The following is an 18352-nucleotide window of genomic DNA, read 5'->3' as shown; positions in this document are numbered from 1 at the left end:
CGGCAATCACCGCAACATCAGGAAACCAGGGCACGAGCCAAGGTTCGCAGGATGCAATCGAGCTTTTGAAGGCCGATCACCGCAAGGTGGAGAATTTATTCACCCAGTACGAGTCCGCTCCCGATAACGAGCAGAAGCAGAAGATCGCCCAGCAGATCTGCACGGAGCTTACCGTTCATACGCTGCTCGAGGAAGAGATCTTCTACCCGGCCTGCCGTCAGCAGGATGTCGAGGAAGAAATGCTCGACGAAGCGCAGGTGGAGCACGACGCCACCAAGATTCTCATCAGCGAATTGGAGAATGGGACGCCGGGATCGGACATGTACGACGCCAAGGTCAAAGTCTTGGGCGAATATGTCAAACATCATGTCGGCGAAGAGGAAAAACGAAGCGATGGGATCTTCGCCAATGCCCGGAAGACGGGCGTCGACATGAAAGCCCTGGGTCAGCGCATTGCTACACGCAAGCAGGAACTCATGGCAGAAGCAGAAGCCGACGAGCTGGAACCGCAAGCTCCCCAATCGCTTCATCTTGAAGTCCTCGCCCAACAAGGACGCAATCAGGAGTATAACATCATGGCCAGACAATCGAATTATCGACGCCGCGACGAAATGGGCCGATTCACTGACGACGATGACGATCGGGGCAGCCGTTATTCGTCGCGCAGCAGAGACTATGACGAAGATGACGATCGCGGTCGCGGTGGCGGTCGCGGATGGCACGGAGATTCCGAGGGTCACTCGATGGCTGCGCGCAGCCGGTCCGGTTCGAGCTCCCGCTATTCCTCACGTCGGGACGAAGATGATGACGACGATCGCGGATCGCGCGACCGGGGCCAGGGTGGCTGGTTCGGCGATCCTCGCGGCCATTCCATGGCATCGCGCCGTGGGTGGGAAGAACGCGGGTCATCACGTTATGAAGACGATGACGATGACCGCGGTTCACGCTCGCGTTCCCGTAGCAGCAGCCGCTACGAGGATGAGGACGACGATTATCGCGGCCGCAGTTCTGCTCGCTCGCGCGGCGGCAGCCGTTATGAAGAGGACGATGAGGACGAAGGCCGCGGCTGGCATGGAGACCCGCGTGGTCATGCGGAAGCGGCACGTCGTGGCTGGGAAACCCGTGAACGCGAGGGAACCCGGTCTCGCAGCAGCAGCCGCTATGAGGATGACGACGATGATCGTCGTAGCTCGCGCGGCCGTGGCGGAAGCCAGGGCGGTTGGTTCGGTGATCCGGAAGGCCATTCCGAAGCCTCGCGGCGCGGCTGGCGCAACCGGTAACATCGCTTTAGCCTAATCTGAACGATACACACCCTGACGGAGCGGCCGGGAACCTGTTTCCCGGCCGCTTCTTGATTCTGCTCCTTCATTTATGATTGAGCGCCGAAATCGGTCGACACGGCGAGGTCACGCCACTCTGCGACTTCGGCGTCGACCTGCGCGTTCTTCTGGGCAATCCGTTGCAGCGTGTCACTGCCGAAGGGCATGCGCAAAGGCGGGTTCGCCGATGACACCATGGCGATCATCCCCTTTGCGAACTTCGTGGGATCGCCCGGCTGGGCATGATTGGCATCGGCTGCGATGCGGCGCATGGTGCCGACCGTCTCGTCGTAATCCTCGATCACCTGGGCCGTCTTCACCAGCGATTGCTCATCCAGAAAATCCGTACGGAAGAAACCCGGCTCCACCACCGTCGCCTTGATGCCGAGTGCCGCCAATTCCATCGCCAACGCCTCCGTGATGCCTTCGACAGCGAACTTGGTCGAGCCATAGACGCCCCAGCCGGCATAGGCCGAGTAACCGCCGATCGAGGAAATGTTGATCACATGGCCGGAGCGCTGGCGGCGCATCTGCGGCAGGACGGCACGGGTGACATTCAGCAGGCCGAAGACATTGGTGGCATAGAGCCGCTCGACTTCCGACGCGCTGGATTCCTCCACCGCGCCCAGCAGGCCATAGCCGGCATTGTTGAGCAGGACATCGATGCGGCCGAATTTCTTCAGCGCGGCGCCGACAGCCGCCTGGGCCTGGTCTTCCTTGGTGACGTCGAGTTGTACCGCCAGCAGATTGGGATGTTCGCCAAAGCGCTTGTCGATGGCTTTGGGATCGCGGGCGGTGGCCACCACGGCATCCCCTGCTGCCAATGCTTCCGCTGTGATCAACGCACCGAAACCGCGGGACGCTCCCGTAATGAACCAAACGCGCATGATGTCCTCCTTAGTCTTTGGCCCGCCCAGCGCGGCGCCATGGGAAGAAGCTATCCTCTGGCTTCTGATGAAAAAATCCCGTAGATTATCAACGAACCAATGAGGATTTTTCATTAATGAAGCGGATCGACCCGGCGGGTCTGTCGGTTTTCCTGGCCGTTGCCACCCATCGCAGCTTCCGCAAGGCGGCAACGGAACTCGGCCTCACCGCCTCGGCCCTCAGCCATGCCCTGCGCGGGCTGGAGGAGCGGCTCGGCCTGCGCCTGGTCAACCGCACCACCCGCAGCGTCGCTTTGACGGAAGCCGGCGAGCGCCTGTTCAACCGGGTGACGCCGGCCTTTCGCGACATCAGTGACGCGCTGGAGGACCTCAACAATTTCCGCGGCGCACCGGTCGGCGCGCTCCGGATCAACGCCGCGAAGACCTCCGCCGAACTCGTCCTGCTGCCGATGGTCACACGCTTCCTGCGCGCTTATCCCGACGTGACGGTCGACATCATCGTCGATGACGGCTTTGTCGATGTCGTTGCCGGCGGCTTCGATGCAGGCGTGCGCTTCGGCGAATCCATCGCCGGCGACATGATCGCGGTGCCGCTGGGGCCGCGCCAGCGCACCGCCATCATCGCTTCACCGGATTATTTCAAAACCCGGGACATGCCCAAACATCCACGCGATTTGCTGTCCCTGCCCTGCATCCGCTATCGCTTCGCGGGCGGCCGCTTCTATCGCTGGGAATTCGAACGCGGCGGCACCGAGCTGGAGATCGAGGTCGACGGGCCGCTCACCCTCGATGATCAGGATCTGATGGTCGATGCCGCGCTGGACGGTGCCGGCGTCGCCTATGTCTTCGAAGGGCTGGTGCAGCATCACCTCGCCGAAGGCCGGCTGGTGCGCGTGTTGGAAGACTGGTGCCCCTATTATCCGGGCTTCTTCCTCTATTACCCCGGCCGCCGCCAGTTGCCCGCTGCCTTGCGCGCCTTTGTCGATTTTGTCAAGACGACGAAGCTGTGATCCACAGGTATCTGGCGAGCCCGGCACGGCCATGCTAGACGGGGCGCCCTATCGTCCTGCGCAATTCGTCACGGATATGAAGGCACCATGAACAAGGCCGGCACATCTCGATATCTCTCTTCGACCGATGACGGTTTCGTCCACGTGCGGGGCGCGCGTGAGCATAATCTGAAGAATGTCGATCTGAAGATCCCGCGCGATGCTTTGGTGGTCTTCACCGGCGTCTCCGGCTCGGGCAAATCCTCGCTCGCTTTCGGCACGCTCTATGCCGAGGCGCAGCGGCGTTATCTCGAATCCGTCTCGCCTTATGCGCGGCGCTTGTTTCATCAGATGTCGGTGCCGGAGGTCGATGAGATCGACGGTCTGCCACCCGCGGTCGCCTTGCAGCAGCAGCGCGGCGCGCCGACGACCCGCTCGTCGGTCGGCAGCGTCACCACGCTTTCGAATCTGCTGCGGATGCTCTATTCGCGCGCCGGCACCTATGCGCGCAGCCAGCCGCATCTTGAGGCGGAAGCCTTCTCCCCCAATACGCCGGCCGGCGCCTGCCCCAAATGCCACGGCTTGGGGCGCATCTATGACGTCACCGAGAAGTCGATGGTGCCGGATGATACGCTGTCGATCCGCGAACGCGCCATCGCCGCCTGGCCGCCGGCCTGGCATGGCCAGAACCTGCGCGATATCTGCGTCACGCTCGGCTATGACATCGACAAGCCCTGGCGCCAGCTACCGAAGAAAGATCGCGACTGGCTGCTCTTCACGGACGAACAGCCGGTCGTGCCGGTCTATGCCGGTTTCGAGCCGGATGAGGTACGCCGCGCGCTGAAGCGCAAGATGGAGCCGAGCTATCAGGGCACCTTCACCGGCGCCCGGCGCTATGTGCTGCATACCTTCGCCACCACGCAAAGCGCGCTGATGAAGAAGCGCGTCTCGCAATATATGGTGCATAGCGATTGCCCGCTTTGCGATGGCAAAAGGCTGCGCCGCGAAGCCCTTTCGGTAAAATTCGCCGGCCTCGACATCGCCGAAATCGCCCGCCTGCCGCTGGCCAAGCTCGGCGAGCTGCTGCGGCCTTATGCCGATGGCAGCGCGCCGGATCTCGCGAAAATGGCAATGGATCATGGCGAGCGCGCCAAGGTCGCCCAGCGCATCGCCGAGGACTTCGTCAGCCGGCTGAAAGTGATCCTTGATCTCGGCCTCGGCTATCTCGCTCTGGAACGCAGCACCCCGACCCTGTCGCCCGGCGAATTGCAACGCCTGCGTCTCGCAACGCAAGTGCGCTCCAACCTCTTCGGCGTCGTCTATGTGCTTGACGAGCCTTCCGCCGGCCTGCATCCGGCCGATACGGAATCGTTGCTTACGGCGTTGGACCAGTTGAAGGCCGCCGGCAATTCGCTTTTCGTCGTCGAGCACGATCTCGATGTCATCCGCCATGCCGATTGGGTCGTCGATGTCGGCCCCGCCGCCGGCCAACATGGGGGCACCATTCTCTATAGCGGTCCGTTGGATGGGCTGAAGAAGATCGAGACCTCCCAGACGCGCCGGCATCTCTTCCACCAAGCGCCTTTACCGACGCGCAACCCGCGCCAACCCAGCGGCTGGCTGAAGCTGGGCGGCGTCACCCGCAACAACCTGCATGGTCTCGACGTTGCCTTCCCGCTCGGCGTCTTCACCAGCGTCACCGGCATTTCCGGCTCCGGCAAATCCAGCCTGGTAAGCCAGGCCCTGGTGGAACTGGTCGCCGAACATCTCGGCCAGGAAACGCCCGCCGAAGAGGAGAGCGGCGAGGCCGCGCTGGAAAATCGCCCACAGGCCCCGGCTGAGGGTCGCATCCTTGCCGGCATGGAACATGTGAAGCGCTTGGTTCGGGTCGATCAGAAGCCCATCGGCCGCACGCCGCGCTCCAATCTCGCCACTTATACCGGCCTCTTCGATCATGTGCGCAAGCTCTTCGCCGCCACCAAGCAGGCCCGCGCGCGGCATTACGATGCCGGCCGCTTCTCCTTTAATGTCGCAAAAGGGCGCTGCCCGACCTGTGAAGGCGAAGGCTTTGTCATGGTCGAACTGCTCTTCCTGCCCAGCGTCTATGCTCCCTGCCCGGCCTGTCACGGCGCGCGCTACAACGAGAAGACCTTGGAGATCCAGTATCGCGGCAAGAACATCGCCGAAGTGCTCAACATGACGGTGGATACGGCCTGGGAATTCTTCGCCGAGGAAGCACCTTTGCACCGTGCCCTCACCTTCGTGCGCGATGTCGGTCTCGGCTATCTCCGCCTCGGCCAGCCGGCGACCGAACTCTCCGGCGGCGAGGCACAGCGCATTAAGCTCGCGACCGAATTACAGCGCGGCCAGCGCGGCGACACGCTCTATGTGCTCGACGAGCCGACCACCGGCCTGCATAACAGCGATGTCGAGAAACTGATGCTGCAGCTCGACGGCCTGGTGGAAGCCGGCAATACGGTCATTGCCGTGGCGCATGAAATGCGCGTGGTCGCCGGCAGCGACTGGGTGATCGATATCGGCCCCGGTGCGGGCGAGGAAGGCGGCCGCGTCATTGCCGCCGGCCCGGTCGCCCAGGTCGCCAAAACTAAAGGCAGCCGTACCGCGCCTTATCTCGCCGCGTTTCTGTCGGACAATTAGCGCGCCCACGCCAGCAACGTCATCGCACATCAAGTCTGCCCTCACCCGTGGACCCTCGGGTCAAGCCCGAGGGTGACAACCTTGCTTGGTGCGGCATGGTTCGATGGCTATCCAGCGGATTGATAACAGCCTGTCTGGCTTTGGCGTGGTGATGCTTATGACGTCCGGCCGTTATAGATCGCCATCAATGACGTCGCACCACGCCAGTCATTCCCCGCTTGTCACCCTCGGACTTGATCCGAGGGTCCATCGGAGCGACTGACGAAACGTTGCCTCATTGCACCGGCCCCTCGTTCGCATCTGACATCGTACCTGGCCTCACCCGTGGACCCTCGGGTCAAGCCCGAGGGTGACAACCTAGTTTGGTGCGATGCTTATGACGTCCGGCCGTTATAGATCACCATCAATGACGCACAAGGCCAGCCACCCCCCGCTTGTCACCCTCGGACTTGATCCGAGGGTCCATCGGAGCGACTGACGAGTCACGCCTTCACCTGCGATGTTGCCGGAATCCTCTCGGACAATGCAGTCGGCTTCTCGCGTGGACCCTGGGGTCGAGCCCCAGGGTGACAACCTGGTTTGTTGTACAGGCTGTGCCAGGCCGGAAACGGTTCGGAATGATTCGTCCCAAACAACACCATCATCCTCCAGCCAATTCATCCGCCGCCAACCGCGCGATTGCCAGCGGCCATTGTGCCTCCTCGTCATCGCCATCATTGAGATACCAGGCGGCCGACAATCCGCCATAGGCCTGTACCCAGCGCAGTAAGCGAGCACGATCCAGCCCGGTCAGGTCGAGAATAATGTCGATCTGCCGTGCGAACCGCCCCGGCCTCAGGGCCACGGGTTCCTTGTCGTCTTCCGGTTCGGGATTGCAGAGGATATTGGCAAAGTCGAAACCACGCTCGCCATAAAGCCCTTTGGGATCGATGGCGAGCCAGCCGCGCGCAGTTCCGAAATCGAGCACATTGCCGTGATGCAAATCGCCGTGCAGGACAATCTCTTCCTGGGGCGTGTCCAGCAGCAGGCGGGCAGCGGCTGCCGATTGTCGTAATAGCGACTGGTAAGGCGTCCTGCCATGCGCCGCCAAAGGCCATAACGCAACGAACCAGGTCTCGAGTGATACCAGCTCGAGCGGCGGTGGTTTCGTGCGCGGCGCATGAAGTAGCGCGGCGGTGGCGCAGAGAATACGGGTCGCTTCATCATCGCCGCCGCCATAAGCGATCGCCGGCAAGGAACGGCTGCCTATCGCGCGCTCCATCAAGACGGCATGTGCATCACGCTCGAAGACGCGCGCAGCGCCGAGGCCGTCCCACCATTCAAGCGCGATAGGACCTCGCTGCTCTTCGGATTCACGTGCGATTTTCAACATCGCCGGCATATGATCGCGGCGCACAGGCAACAGATCGCTGCTATGGGTATGAATCGGCGACCCGTCCCGCGCCAGATGCCAACGGCGCAGATAGTCGTCGAACATCAGCATTCTCCATCCCTAAAGTGCTGATATGTGTTCTGCAACAGTCGAATCAACCAGCGGAACAATAACCTGTGGATAGATCGCTTCATCATGCACGTCCTTGCATGATGCCAAGCATTGCGCGCAAGGCTGATCCACTTGCCTGGCCTCAAGCCCGTTTACATATAAAGCGGATATGTGACGGCCGGTTGATTGAGAGAAACGTGAAGAATCCCTGTATCGACATCTGCAAATTCGACAAGAAGACCGGCTGGTGCATCGGCTGCGGGCGCAGCAAGGATGAATGCCGCGAATGGAAGAAAGCGAGCAAGAAGCGACGCAAGGAGATCAAGCACGATCTCCCGCATCGCCTGGATAAGCTTGAAGAGCGTGGCAAGACGCCCTGATCCGTCGCCAGGACGCGCCATTCGTTAGTCAGCTCTTTTCGCCCGCCTGCTTGCGATATTCCTCGACCGGCAAGCCGCCTACCCCCCAATCCTCCAATTCAACTTCATCGATCACGATGAAAGTTGCATTGAGCGGCTTGTTAAGCACCTCCAGCAGCAACTCGCTGACGCCCTTGATCAGTTTGGCTTTCTGCTGCGGCGTCGTTCCACCTTCGCGGGTAATCTTGATATTGACGTAAGGCATTGACCCTCTCCCAAATGGCAATCGCCGGCGGAGCTTTTCCCCCGCCGGCGATCAGGTCACCAGCGGCCGGCGTGCTGACCGCCATCGACACGCAGCACCTCGCCGGTGACGAAATCGGCCTGGTCAAGATAGAGCACCGCATCGACGATGTCCTTGATCTCGCCCATCCGGCCCAGCGGGTGCAGCTTGGCCAGGGCGGCATGGGTTGCCGGTGCATGCATCGGCGTCTTGATGATGCCGGGCGAAACGGCATTCACGCGGATGCCCTTATCGGCATATTCGATGGCGAGAGAGCGCGTCACGGCATCCAACCCACCCTTGGTCAGCGCCGCCATCACGGCCGGCACGCCGGCAAGTGGCTGATCGACCAGTGTCGTGGTGATGTTGACGATATGACCGCTGCCCTGCTTCAGCATCTGCGCCGCCGCAAGCTGCGAGATATGGAAGAAGCCTTCGACATTCACCGACATCACATTGCGGAAATCCGCATCGGTATAATCCGTGAAGGGCTTCGAGACGAAGATACCGGCATTGTTCACCAGCGTGTCGATGCGACCGAACTGGCGCAACGCGGTCTCGATGACGCTTTCGGCAACCTGCCGGTTGGCGATATCGCCAGCGACATTAATGACATCGGTACGGTTGCTGGGACGGATGCTGCGCGAATTGGCGACGACCTTATAGCCGTGTTCCAGCAAGCCTTCGACCAGGCCGGCGCCGATACCCTGCGACGCACCGGTAACGATAGCGACTTTCTTCTCGATGGCAGTCATGGCGGTCCTCTTTATCCTGGGATCTCCCCGCTCTCGGTGAGGAGGTGACGCGACCTCGCGTCTACGGACAAAAGGTACGCTCTTGCGTAAAACGGCTGAATGCGCAAAATTCGGAAGTCACTCTTCCATTTTTCGGCACAATAGCTGGAGGCTTATGGACCGGATCGAAGCCATGCGGGTATTCGTGACGGCGCTGGAGGAAGGCAGCCTGGCCGGCGCCGGCCGCCGCCTGTCTCGCTCTCCAGCCGCGGTTTCCCGCGCCATCGCCTTTCTCGAAGACCATGTCGGTGCCCCGCTCCTGCATCGCACCACCCGCACCATTCGCTTGAGCGAGGCCGGCGAACGCTATGCGGAGGCCTGCCGCCGCATCCTGACTGAACTGGAAGAAGCGGATCTCCTCGCAGCGGGCGAAGCGGCGGCGCCGCGCGGCCTGCTGACAGTGAGCGGTCCCCTGGTGAGCGGCGCCCTCGTGCTGCGGCCGATCCTCGATGCCTATCTCGCGGCCTATCCTGCCCTGCGCGCCCGGCTGCTGCTTCTCGACCGCCAGGTCAATCTGGTGGATGAAGGGATCGATGTGGCGCTGCGCATCGCCTATCTGCCGGATTCCAGCCTGATCGCGTTGCGGGTTGGCGATGTCCGCCGCATCGTCGTCGCCTCACCCGCTTATCTCAAGGGCAAGCCGCCGATCACCCAGCCCGCCGATGTTGCCAGGCATGACTGCATCGCCATGACGGGCTTCGGCCAGGATAGCTGGACCTTTTCTCCGGCTATCGAAAAAGATCCGCCGCAACAGGTAAAGATCGCCCCCCGGCTGGTGGTCAATACGGTCGAGGCCGCTCTGGGCTCGGCGATCGACGGCTATGGCCTCACGCGGGTCTTCTCCTATCAGGCGGCGGATGAGGTGCGCGCCGGACGCCTTGTCGTGGTGCTGCGCGACGAAACCTATGCCCAGCCGGTCCATCTGCTGGCGCCGGAAGGCCGGCTCTCCGTCCCCAAGGTGCGCGCCTTCGTCGATTTCGCGGGCCCGCGGCTGAAAGCCGAATTCGCCCGCCTGGCTCAGCTTTAGCGGATGAACTCGCCTATTCAGACGCTTTCGGCGCGACCCGCCAGATGACATTGCCGACATCATCGGCCACCAGCAGCGCGCCATCCTTGGCCATGGCCACACCGACCGGCCGGCCCATCGCATCGCCATCGCTATTGACGAAGCCGCTCAGGACCGTTTCCGGCTTGCCCGACGGCTTGCCACCGCTGAACGGCACGAAGACCACGGCATAGCCGCTCGGTGGTTCCCGGTTCCACGAACCGTGCTCGCCGACGAAAGCGCCATCGCGATAGCCTTCGGGCAGCAAACTGCCCGAAGAGAAGGTCAGGCCGAGCGCGGCGACATGATTGCCCAGGGCGTAATCCGGCACGATGGCTTTCGCCACCAGATCCGGCCGTTGCGGCTCGACACGGTCATCGACATGCTGCCCCCAATAGCTATAGGGCCAGCCATAGAAGCCGCCTTCCTGCACATGGGTGAGATAATCCGGCACGAGGTCGCTGCCCAATTCATCGCGCTCATTCACCACGGTCCAAAGCGCGCCGCTATCCTTATGCCAGGCCAGGCCGTTGGGATTGCGCAAGCCGGAGGCAAAGAGCTTCGGTTGCTGATCGCTGCCGGTCAAATCGATGCTGAGAATGGCGGCTCGATTGGTTTCCTTGTCGATGCCGTTCTCGCCGACATTGCTGTTTGAGCCGATGGTGACATAGAGCGTCTTGCCATCGGGACTGGCGATCAGATTCTTGGTCCAGTGATGATTGATCGGCCCGGCCGGCAGATCGGCGATCTTTTCGCCCTTCGCCGTGATCTGCGTATCGCCGTCATGATAGGGGAAGCGCATGACGGAATCGGTATTGGCGACATAGAAATCCGATCCCACCAATGCCATGCCGATCGGTGAGTTCAGGCCCGTGAGGAAAGTGGTGCGCACCTCCGCCTTGCCATCGCCGTCCGTATCGCGCAGCAGGGTAATGCGATTGGCGCTGGGAACGGCGGAGCCGACTTTCTTCAACACCATGTCTGCAAACCAGCCCTTGATGCCGGTATTGTCCTCGGGCTGCGGCGGCATGGCGCTTTCGGCCACCAGCACATCGCCATTGGGCAGCACATAAATCCAGCGCGGATGATCGAGCCCGGCGCTGAAGGGTTCCACCATGAGATCCGCGGCCGGGATCGGCTTGCCGCCATTCTTCCAACCCACCGCCGGGGCGATATTCACGGTGGGGATCAAGCTCTTCGTCGGTTCCGGCAAGGTGGGATCGGCGCCCGTCGTCCGGTCTTCCGGCAATTCGGCCGTATGGTCGCAAGCGGAAAACAGGAATGCCACCATCATCAGCATCGAAGCTTTAGCGATCGATTTCACGACAAGACCCTTTTTCCGTGCAACCCTTCCGCATAGAACGTTCGGTGGAGAGAGCGGTTCCGGCCACCGGTCGGCGAATATGTCGGCTGGAGATATCTGACACGGACCTTGCCGCCCGCAAATGGATGGATGCACCGGGCGCGCCTGTGAGATGCGCGACGACCGGTCCGACAGATGGAATACAGATGGAATAATGGGAGGATGACAGCATGACGGGCAGTTTGACCTTTGCTTTTGCTTTCGTGGATGCCTTGGGCTGCGGGCTCGTTGCGGGCGTCTTCTTCGCCTTTTCCACTTTCGTCATGCCGGCCCTGGCCAGATTGCGGCCGGCCCAAGGGATCGCCGCGATGCAATCGATCAATCTGCTTGCCGTTACGCCCTGGTTCATGAGCCTGCTTTTCGGCACCGCTTTGCTCTGCCTCGCGAGCGCCGTGCTGGCACTCCTCGATTGGAGGGGCGCAGCCTCCGCCTGGATGCTCGCCGGCAGCACTCTTTATCTGGCCGGCGTTATTCTCGTCACCATGATGTTCAATGTGCCGTTAAACAATATCCTGGCCGCGCAAGCTCCTGAGAGCGCTGAAGCCGCCGGTGTCTGGACGCGTTATCTCGCCGCCTGGACCAGATGGAATCATCTGCGCACCATCACGCCGACTGGTGCCGCCGGCTGTTTCATCCTCGCATTGCAGTAGACCCCCGACTCCCTTTCCCGTCATGCGGCGATTACAATGTCGGCGATGACATGAGGGAGATCCGGCATGCTTTGGCGCGCAATCCTGCTGATCGGCATTCTCGCGTTCTATCCGTTGTCGATGGCCGAGGCCGAGGCACCAAGTGGCGAAACCTCATCCGTCCTCAAAGCCGATATCGCCGTTTTCGATGAAGTCTGGCGCATCGTCGATCGCGATTTCTACGATCCGCATTTCAATGGCGCCGATTGGCAGGCGTTGCGTGATAAGTATCGGCCGCAGGCGGAAGCGGCGGCCGATGCCGATGCCCAGGCCGGGGTGATCGATCGCATGCTGGCGGAATTGCATGCCTCGCATACGGCGCGCTACCGCCCGGACGATCCGGCTTACTATCAGTTGCTCGATATCTTCGCCGCTTCGCTGCATCGCCAATTGCGCCAGCTCTTTCCCGATGGCGTGCAATATCCCGGCATCGGCATCTTCACCAAAAAGATCGACGGCAAGATTTTCATCTCCGGCATCATTGCCGGCCTGCCCGCCGCCGGATCCGATCTCAAGGTCGGCGATGAAATTCTCGCGGTCGATGGCAAGCCCTTCGAAGCCGTCAATTCCTTTGCCGGCAAGACCGGCAAGCAGGTAAAGATCCGCATTCGCCGGCACGCAGACAGTCCGGTCGAGGAGATCGTCCTGACACCGGTGATGATCAAGCCGGCGCAGGCCTTTCTCGATGCGATGGCGGACGGCGCCCGCATCATCGAAGCCGGCGGCAAGAAAATCGGCTATATCCGGATCTGGTCCTATGCGAGCGATCGCTATCAGGACATGCTGGAAGAACAGCTTGCTGTCGGCAAGTTGAAGGATGCCGATGCACTGGTCTGGGATCTGCGTGACGGCTGGGGCGGCGCGCAGCCGGACTATCTCGATATCTTCGATGATCTCGGTCCCACCATGACCTTGACCGAGCGTGATGGCGACAGCTCACCCGTCAATGTGAAATGGCGCAAGCCCGTTGCTCTGCTGATCAACGAGGGCAGCCGCAGCGGCAAGGAAGTGCTCGCTTATGGCTTCAAGAAATACCGCGTCGGCGATGTCATCGGTAGCCGAACCGCCGGGGCCTTGCTCGCCGCCCGCGCATTTTTATTGGCCGATGACAGCTTGCTTTTGCTCGCTGTTGCGGATGTCGCCGTCGATGGCGAGCGGCTGGAGGGGCGCGGCGTTACGCCGACCATCGAGGTTCCATTTTCGCTCCCTTATGCTGGCGGCGAAGATCCGCAGCTCGATAAGGCCGTAGAGATTTTGTCGCAGGGTCTTGGCGGATGATCTTCAGGCCGCACGCAAGCTTTAGGATCGAAGCGGGCCGCGCGTGAGATGGATAGGACCATTTTATGACTAGGCAAGTCACAATAAAGCGATCACGCTGAGGGAACTGGGCGTGGTCCCGGACGTTCTTGCGCCACGTGGCCATACGAGATGTTTGGGCAAGATGTCTGTGCGGCCTTGCGATGTTGCACATGATCGAATGGGACGATCCGAATGATGAATTGTGCAGCGTCTTCCATCTGCGATAAGGGACTGGCGTAGCGCCGTGGACAGGAAATCGGCGAGACAGGATTTGGAACGTTTCGACCTCTCCCGCATGTCTGCGAAGGAGGTCGCGGCGGAAATGGCGCGGCTGAGCCGCGGTGGCCGGCTCTCCTCGGATAATGCCGCGGAGAAAGATGTACCGGCGCAGGAGCCGACTGTCAGGCAGAAGCCCGCTATGGACACCTCCGCCACGGAGACCTCCGCCACGGAAATGCCTGCCACGGAGATGCCTGCCACGGAAACGCCGGTCGAGGCGACAGGCGCTGCGCCAATCGCAGCAAAGGAGGCTCCGGCCGCTGCGACGCCTGCCGCAAAAACTTCAGCAAAAGACACTTCGGAAGCAAAGGCCGCGGCAAAGCCGGCAGCGGATGCAACGGCGCCGGCAAAGCCGCGCGAACCGGCCCGCGACTCCCTCACGCGGGCTCCGACCGCACAAGCGCCGGCTTCTGGCGTCTCCATGCCGCCGGATAGATCGGCGGCAGAAACACTTGCCGCTGAAAAAGCGATAACGCCAAACATCACGCCCCCCAATAGCGGGAGCACTGAGCCTCCGGAAATCGGCGGCGACGATCTGGGGGAAAAGGCAGCCGCGCCTGAAGAGCGCGCCGCTCAGCCCAACGACGAATTCGCGCATCCCTTCCCCAATCTTGCTAAAGCCCGGCACGCGGATCGTTTCGATACGCGTCCGGCGTTGCCAACCGATCCGCCACGCGCCGAACGCATCGGCCTGGAGACGACGAAGCCCGCGGTACGGGATGCGAAAAATGGGCCGGAGCCCACGGACCCTGAGGCGCTCGCGCTGAAGGAATTCCAGCGCTCGGTGTTCGAACGGATCGAAGCGCAGCGCCGGCAGCAGGCAGCTCAGCAACCGCCAGCGCGGCAACCGAACGGATTGCCATCGTCAGGACATCGTCCGGACGCGCAGCCGGGATTGCGCCAGGCCGGGCCGCAGCTCCGATCTGACCAGCACTATCCGCCGATGCGACCTGCACAAAATCCGGCGGGGCGAGAGTCACAGCCGACGCGTGGCCCACACCACCCGCGCCGCGATGATTTCCGCCAGCCCGACTTACGCGAGCCTGAATTCCGGCAAGCCCCCGCTTATCCATCGGATCGTAATCGGCCAAGCCATCCACAGGGCAATCCACCGGTCAATCCGCCGGTCAATCCGTTCCGCGCCCGGCCGAACGCGACGCCAAGCGCTCGCCCGAACGCCCAGCCGACCCCCCGGGCAAACACCCAGCCAAACGCCCAGCCGAGCCCCCAGCCGAGCCCCCCGCCGAATGCGATGCCGCATGACGCGCCTATGACCGATTACATTTCGAATTTCGACACCCCGGGGCCGGAGTTGCTCGGACGGGGACGTCCATCACGTCCCTATCGCCAGCAGGACGATGATGCAGCCTTTCGCGCGACGCGCCGCGGACCCGAGGCAAAACGCGATGCGCAACGTCCGGACGACAGGCGTAATCCGGCACCGCAACAGGCAGAGCGCCGCAATCCATCGGAACCCCAAAACCGCCCGCCGCGCGAAGCGGAGAAGCGACGCCGCGACGCGTATGATCGCGATGCCTATAATCCGGCCGCTTATGGTCCCGCGGCCTATGACCCCGCCTATGATCCCGGTGCCTATGATCGCGGTGCCGATCCGGATTTCTACGATCCCGAAATGCAGCAACGGCCGCAACTTCGCATTTCGCCCGACCTGCGCGAATTGCACGATCTGTCGGTGCCGCCGGATCTGCGCGCCGGCAGCGGCGACGATATCTGGCCTGGGCCGCGCGAACGCTGGCATTGGGAACGGCCGGTCGGTGTGTTGCTGGTTTTGGCCGCTTTGATCGTCGGACCTGTGATCTATTATTATCCCGACCTCAAGCCCCGTTTCGAGAAACTGAGCGAGCAAGGCTTCAGCTTGAATGCCGTCGTTGCCATGGGTCTCGACATGCTCGGCGGCCCCCCGCCGGAAAAGACGGCAACCTCGCAGCCGGGATCGCAGCCGCCGGGATCGCAGCAGCAAGGCGAACAAGCGCCCACGGCAACGGCGAAAGCGCCGACACCGCCGCCTGCCGTTTCATTGGACAAGACGCCGCCACCGCAGCCGGCGACGGCGCAATCGCAAGCTCCAACACCGCAGAGCCCGGCCTCGCAGAGCCAGGCCTCCCCACCGGCACCGGCGCCACAATCGCAACCAACACAGCCCCAAGCGTCGCCGTCACAGGCGCCGGCTCCGCAACAGGCCAGCGTCCAACCGCAAGCCGAACCGGCTGGAACAAGCTCGGATGCAACCGAGGCCTCGGTAGGCACCGAGCCGCAGAAGGTTGGGCCGGCCCGGGTCGAGCCGAAGAAATCGCGCTCGGCAATGAAGTATCTGGAGCCGCCGGCCCCCAACGCCTGGTTGAAGGCGCAGCCCTACGATCCCTCGGGCGGTGCCGGCTTTACACCGCCGGAACAGTCGCCTGACGCCTGGATGAAACCCCGTCCTTATAATCCTGGCGGTGTCCTCGAAGCCCCGCCCGGCACGCCCAGTCGGCAGACGAAATAGCGCGGTCCGTTCAAGGCGCCTGTCACCCAATCTCAACATAACCTCGCCTCGAATCTGAGGACCGGTCCGGCGTTTCGTGATAGAGGTCGGCGGACGATTTCTCTTGAACGATCTCAACCGGGCAGCGGATCGATGACCACGATGGCAGGCAGGACGACCGCGGAACGTATGCGGGAAAGATGGGTTCTGGCGGCGACCATCATCGCCTCCAGCATGGCCTTCAGCGACATGACCATCGTCAATGTCGCCTTGCCCGTCCTGCAGGAAAATCTTCGTACCTCCTTCGCCCAGGCGCAATGGGTGGTGGAAGCCTATACGCTCCTGCTCTCGGCCTTGATCCTGACCGGCGGCGCGATCGGCGACCTCTATGGCCGGCGCCGGATCTTCAGCTTCGGCATCTGTTTGTTCGCCTTGTCCTCGGCGGCTTGCGGCCTGGCGCCGGAACCGATGACGCTGATTGCCGCACGCGCTGTACAGGGCATCGGCGCGGCTTTGATGATGCCGGGCAGCCTCGCCATCATCTCCGCGACCTTTCCGCCGGAACGGCAAGGCCAGGCGATCGGCCTTTGGTCCGCCTCGACCGGCATCGCCGTTGCCATCGCCCCCGCCTTCGGCGGCTGGCTGATCGAAATCTCCTCCTGGCGCTGGGTCTTCCTGATAAACCTGCCCTTCGCCGTCATCGCTTTGGCCATCCTGTATCGCCGTGTTCCCGAAAGCCGCGCCCGGCATCGCCATCGCCTCGACTGGCCGGGCATGGCGCTCGGCACGCTCGGCCTCGGTTGCCTGACCTATGGCCTGATCGAAGCCGGTCATGCCGGGCTCGCCCATCCGGCAGTTCCGGCAACCCTGGCGCTCGGTATCATCGCTTTGGCGGCTTTCATCTTCGTCGAAAGCCGCAGCCTCACGCCCATGGTGCCGATGAAGCTGTTTCGCCGCGCCGATTTCGCCGGCATCCAGGCATTCACCTTCTGCCTCTGGGCGGCTTTGTCCGGCGCCTTGTTCTTCGTGCCCTTCCGCTTGATGCAGATTCAATCCTTCAATGCGCTGCAAGCCGGTATTGCCTTGCTGCCCTTCGTCATCATCGTCTCGGTCCTGTCGCGCTGGGCGGGCAAGGTGTCGGATCGGCTGGGCCCGCGCCGGCCGCTGATCGCCGGTGCGCTTTTCGCGGGCTGCGGCTTCATCTTGCTGGCGGTGCCGGATGCCGAGGCGAATTACCTGCGCGGCTTCATGCCGGCGCTGATTACCATCGGCATCGGCATGGGAATCTGCGTCGCCCCAGTCACCGTTGCCGCGATGCGGGCCGCCGGATCGGACCGGGTCGGCATCGCCTCTGCTATCAACAACATGGCGGCACGGACCGGAGGCTTGATGGCCGTCGCGGTCTTCGGCCTGATCCTGGCTTATCGGTTCGCCGTTGCGCTCGATCACAGACTAGCGGGTCTCGGCCTTCCATCCGAAGCCCTGCAGGCGCTTGCCGCCGAACGCTCGAAGCTGGCCGCCGCGCAGCTGCCGGAAATGCTGACGGCCGCACAACAGGCGGCCGTCTCGCAGGCGATCAAGGAAGCCTTTGTCAACGGCTATCGCTGGGCCATGGCGGCGGCGGGTACGCTGGCTTTCTTCAGTGCCATCATCGCCGCCGTCAGCCTGCGGAAGATGAGCAATGAGGTGAAAGCGCCGCTGCCACCCGGCGGTGCCGATTTCGGTTAAGCCGCCGCCGACTTCGTCATCGGATGCACCGAGCGAAAGCTGATGGCGATGCGGTTCCAGGCATTGATCGTGGCGATGAGTGTGGTGAGCTTCACCAACTCCTCTTCGCTGAACTCCTTGCGCACCCGCTCATAGACCTCGTCGGGGGCATGCGTCTGGGAGATGAGCGTCACCGCCTCGGTCCAAGCCAAGGCCGCGCGTTCACGGTCGGTATAAAGCGGCGATTCCTCCCAGGCATTCAGCAGATAGAGCCGCTCCTCGGTCTCGCCCTTGGCGCGGGCATCGCGGGTATGCATGTGAATGCAGAAAGCACAACCATTGATCTGCGAAGCACGCGTCTTCACCAATTCGATCAGGCTATGCTCCAGGCCGCTCTCGGCCACCGTGGCTTCGAGATCGCCTACGGCTTTCATCATCTCGGGAGAAGCTTTGTACGGGTTCAGGCGCGCTTTCATGGCCGTTCTCCTTGGCTGGGTGTTGAAGGCGTATCGACAGGCAAGGTTGCCGCAAATAAGGCGGCGTGATAAGCGCAGAATGGTGACAAAAATATTCTGCTGCCGGCCATCGCACGGCGCCAATCGCAAACAGGCTATCGCAGCGACCGAAGAGCGCCGTTGGGATGGAGCCCCTCCACCTCCTTCGAACGTTAAAGTACCTCATTCCGGCCCAACTGTGGACCCTCGGATCAAGTC

The 18352-nt window shown here is 62.3% G+C and carries 15 protein-coding genes; 9 read left to right on the top strand and 6 right to left on the bottom strand.

All coding sequences use genetic code 11. From position 1 onward, the window contains the following. Positions 1-65 precede the first annotated feature (65 nt). On the top strand, positions 66-1280 hold the full coding sequence (locus SMD27_RS18460; RefSeq protein WP_320509906.1) for a hemerythrin domain-containing protein: 1215 nt from the start codon (positions 66-68) through the stop codon (positions 1278-1280). 89 nt (positions 1281-1369) lie between these two features. Here the strand turns inward: SMD27_RS18460 and SMD27_RS18455 are convergent, their stop codons facing one another. Continuing rightward, positions 1370-2206 carry an oxidoreductase gene (locus SMD27_RS18455; protein ID WP_320509905.1) on the bottom strand — a complete coding sequence of 279 codons (837 nt, stop codon included), beginning with the start codon at positions 2204-2206 and terminating at the stop codon, positions 1370-1372. Between the two features lie 116 nt (positions 2207-2322). Between SMD27_RS18455 and SMD27_RS18450 the strand changes: the two genes are divergently transcribed. Together SMD27_RS18450 and SMD27_RS18445 are read left to right on the top strand one after the other, a co-directional pair. After that, positions 2323-3216, top strand: a complete 894-nt coding sequence (locus SMD27_RS18450; RefSeq protein ID WP_320509904.1) for a LysR family transcriptional regulator — start codon at positions 2323-2325, stop codon at positions 3214-3216. Positions 3217-3303: 87 nt separating this feature from the next. Then, positions 3304-5853, top strand: a complete 2550-nt coding sequence (locus SMD27_RS18445) for an excinuclease ABC subunit UvrA (protein ID WP_320509903.1) — start codon at positions 3304-3306, stop codon at positions 5851-5853. Between the two features lie 640 nt (positions 5854-6493). Here the strand turns inward: SMD27_RS18445 and SMD27_RS18440 are convergent. Then, positions 6494-7330, bottom strand: a complete 837-nt coding sequence (locus SMD27_RS18440) for an aminoglycoside phosphotransferase family protein (protein WP_320509902.1) — start codon at positions 7328-7330, stop codon at positions 6494-6496. Between the two features lie 203 nt (positions 7331-7533). Here SMD27_RS18440 and SMD27_RS18435 point away from each other — a divergent pair, with 203 nt between their 5' ends. After that, on the top strand, positions 7534-7716 hold the full coding sequence (locus tag SMD27_RS18435) for a DUF1289 domain-containing protein (protein WP_320509901.1): 183 nt from the start codon (positions 7534-7536) through the stop codon (positions 7714-7716). 28 nt (positions 7717-7744) lie between these two features. Here the strand turns inward: SMD27_RS18435 and SMD27_RS18430 are convergent, their stop codons facing one another. Both SMD27_RS18430 and SMD27_RS18425 read right to left on the bottom strand, forming a co-directional pair. Next, positions 7745-7960, bottom strand: a complete 216-nt coding sequence (locus tag SMD27_RS18430) for a tautomerase family protein (protein ID WP_320509900.1) — start codon at positions 7958-7960, stop codon at positions 7745-7747. Positions 7961-8016: 56 nt separating this feature from the next. Next, positions 8017-8733, bottom strand: a complete 717-nt coding sequence (locus SMD27_RS18425) for an SDR family NAD(P)-dependent oxidoreductase (protein ID WP_320509899.1) — start codon at positions 8731-8733, stop codon at positions 8017-8019. 154 nt (positions 8734-8887) lie between these two features. On the opposite strand from SMD27_RS18425, the gene SMD27_RS18420 reads away from it, so the two are divergent. Further along, positions 8888-9799, top strand: coding sequence for a LysR family transcriptional regulator (locus tag SMD27_RS18420; RefSeq protein ID WP_320509898.1), 912 nt, complete (start codon positions 8888-8890; stop codon positions 9797-9799). Between the two features lie 13 nt (positions 9800-9812). On the opposite strand, the gene SMD27_RS18415 is transcribed toward SMD27_RS18420, so the two are convergent. Further along, positions 9813-11141 carry a PQQ-dependent sugar dehydrogenase gene (locus tag SMD27_RS18415; RefSeq protein WP_379990216.1) on the bottom strand — a complete coding sequence of 443 codons (1329 nt, stop codon included), beginning with the start codon at positions 11139-11141 and terminating at the stop codon, positions 9813-9815. Between the two features lie 209 nt (positions 11142-11350). Between SMD27_RS18415 and SMD27_RS18410 the strand changes: the two genes are divergently transcribed. The 4 genes from SMD27_RS18410 (at position 11351) to SMD27_RS18395 (ending at position 17660) form a co-directional block, all read left to right on the top strand. Continuing rightward, positions 11351-11830: an anthrone oxygenase family protein gene (locus SMD27_RS18410; protein ID WP_320509897.1), complete on the top strand. Its 480-nt coding sequence runs from the start codon at positions 11351-11353 to the stop codon at positions 11828-11830. Positions 11831-11896: 66 nt separating this feature from the next. Next, complete coding sequence (locus tag SMD27_RS18405; protein ID WP_320509896.1) at positions 11897-13147, top strand: S41 family peptidase; 1251 nt, start codon at positions 11897-11899, stop codon at positions 13145-13147. A 292-nt stretch (positions 13148-13439) separates the two neighbouring features. Next, positions 13440-15953 (top strand): hypothetical protein, encoded by a 2514-nt coding sequence (locus SMD27_RS18400; RefSeq protein ID WP_320509895.1) that lies wholly within the window; start codon positions 13440-13442, stop codon positions 15951-15953. A gap of 132 nt (positions 15954-16085) precedes the next feature. Next, positions 16086-17660 (top strand): MFS transporter, encoded by a 1575-nt coding sequence (locus SMD27_RS18395; RefSeq protein WP_320509894.1) that lies wholly within the window; start codon positions 16086-16088, stop codon positions 17658-17660. Here the strand turns inward: SMD27_RS18395 and SMD27_RS18390 are convergent. Beyond that, positions 17657-18115 carry a carboxymuconolactone decarboxylase family protein gene (locus SMD27_RS18390; RefSeq protein WP_320509893.1) on the bottom strand — a complete coding sequence of 153 codons (459 nt, stop codon included), beginning with the start codon at positions 18113-18115 and terminating at the stop codon, positions 17657-17659. The genes SMD27_RS18395 and SMD27_RS18390 overlap by 4 nt on opposite strands. Positions 18116-18352 lie beyond the last annotated feature (237 nt).

It is taken from the genome of Dongia soli (genome assembly GCF_034044715.1).
Taxonomy (GTDB): Bacteria; Pseudomonadota; Alphaproteobacteria; order Dongiales; family Dongiaceae; genus Dongia_B; species Dongia_B soli.
Note: the sequence above shows the minus strand (reverse complement) of the source record. Positions and strands in the feature narration are given on the sequence as shown.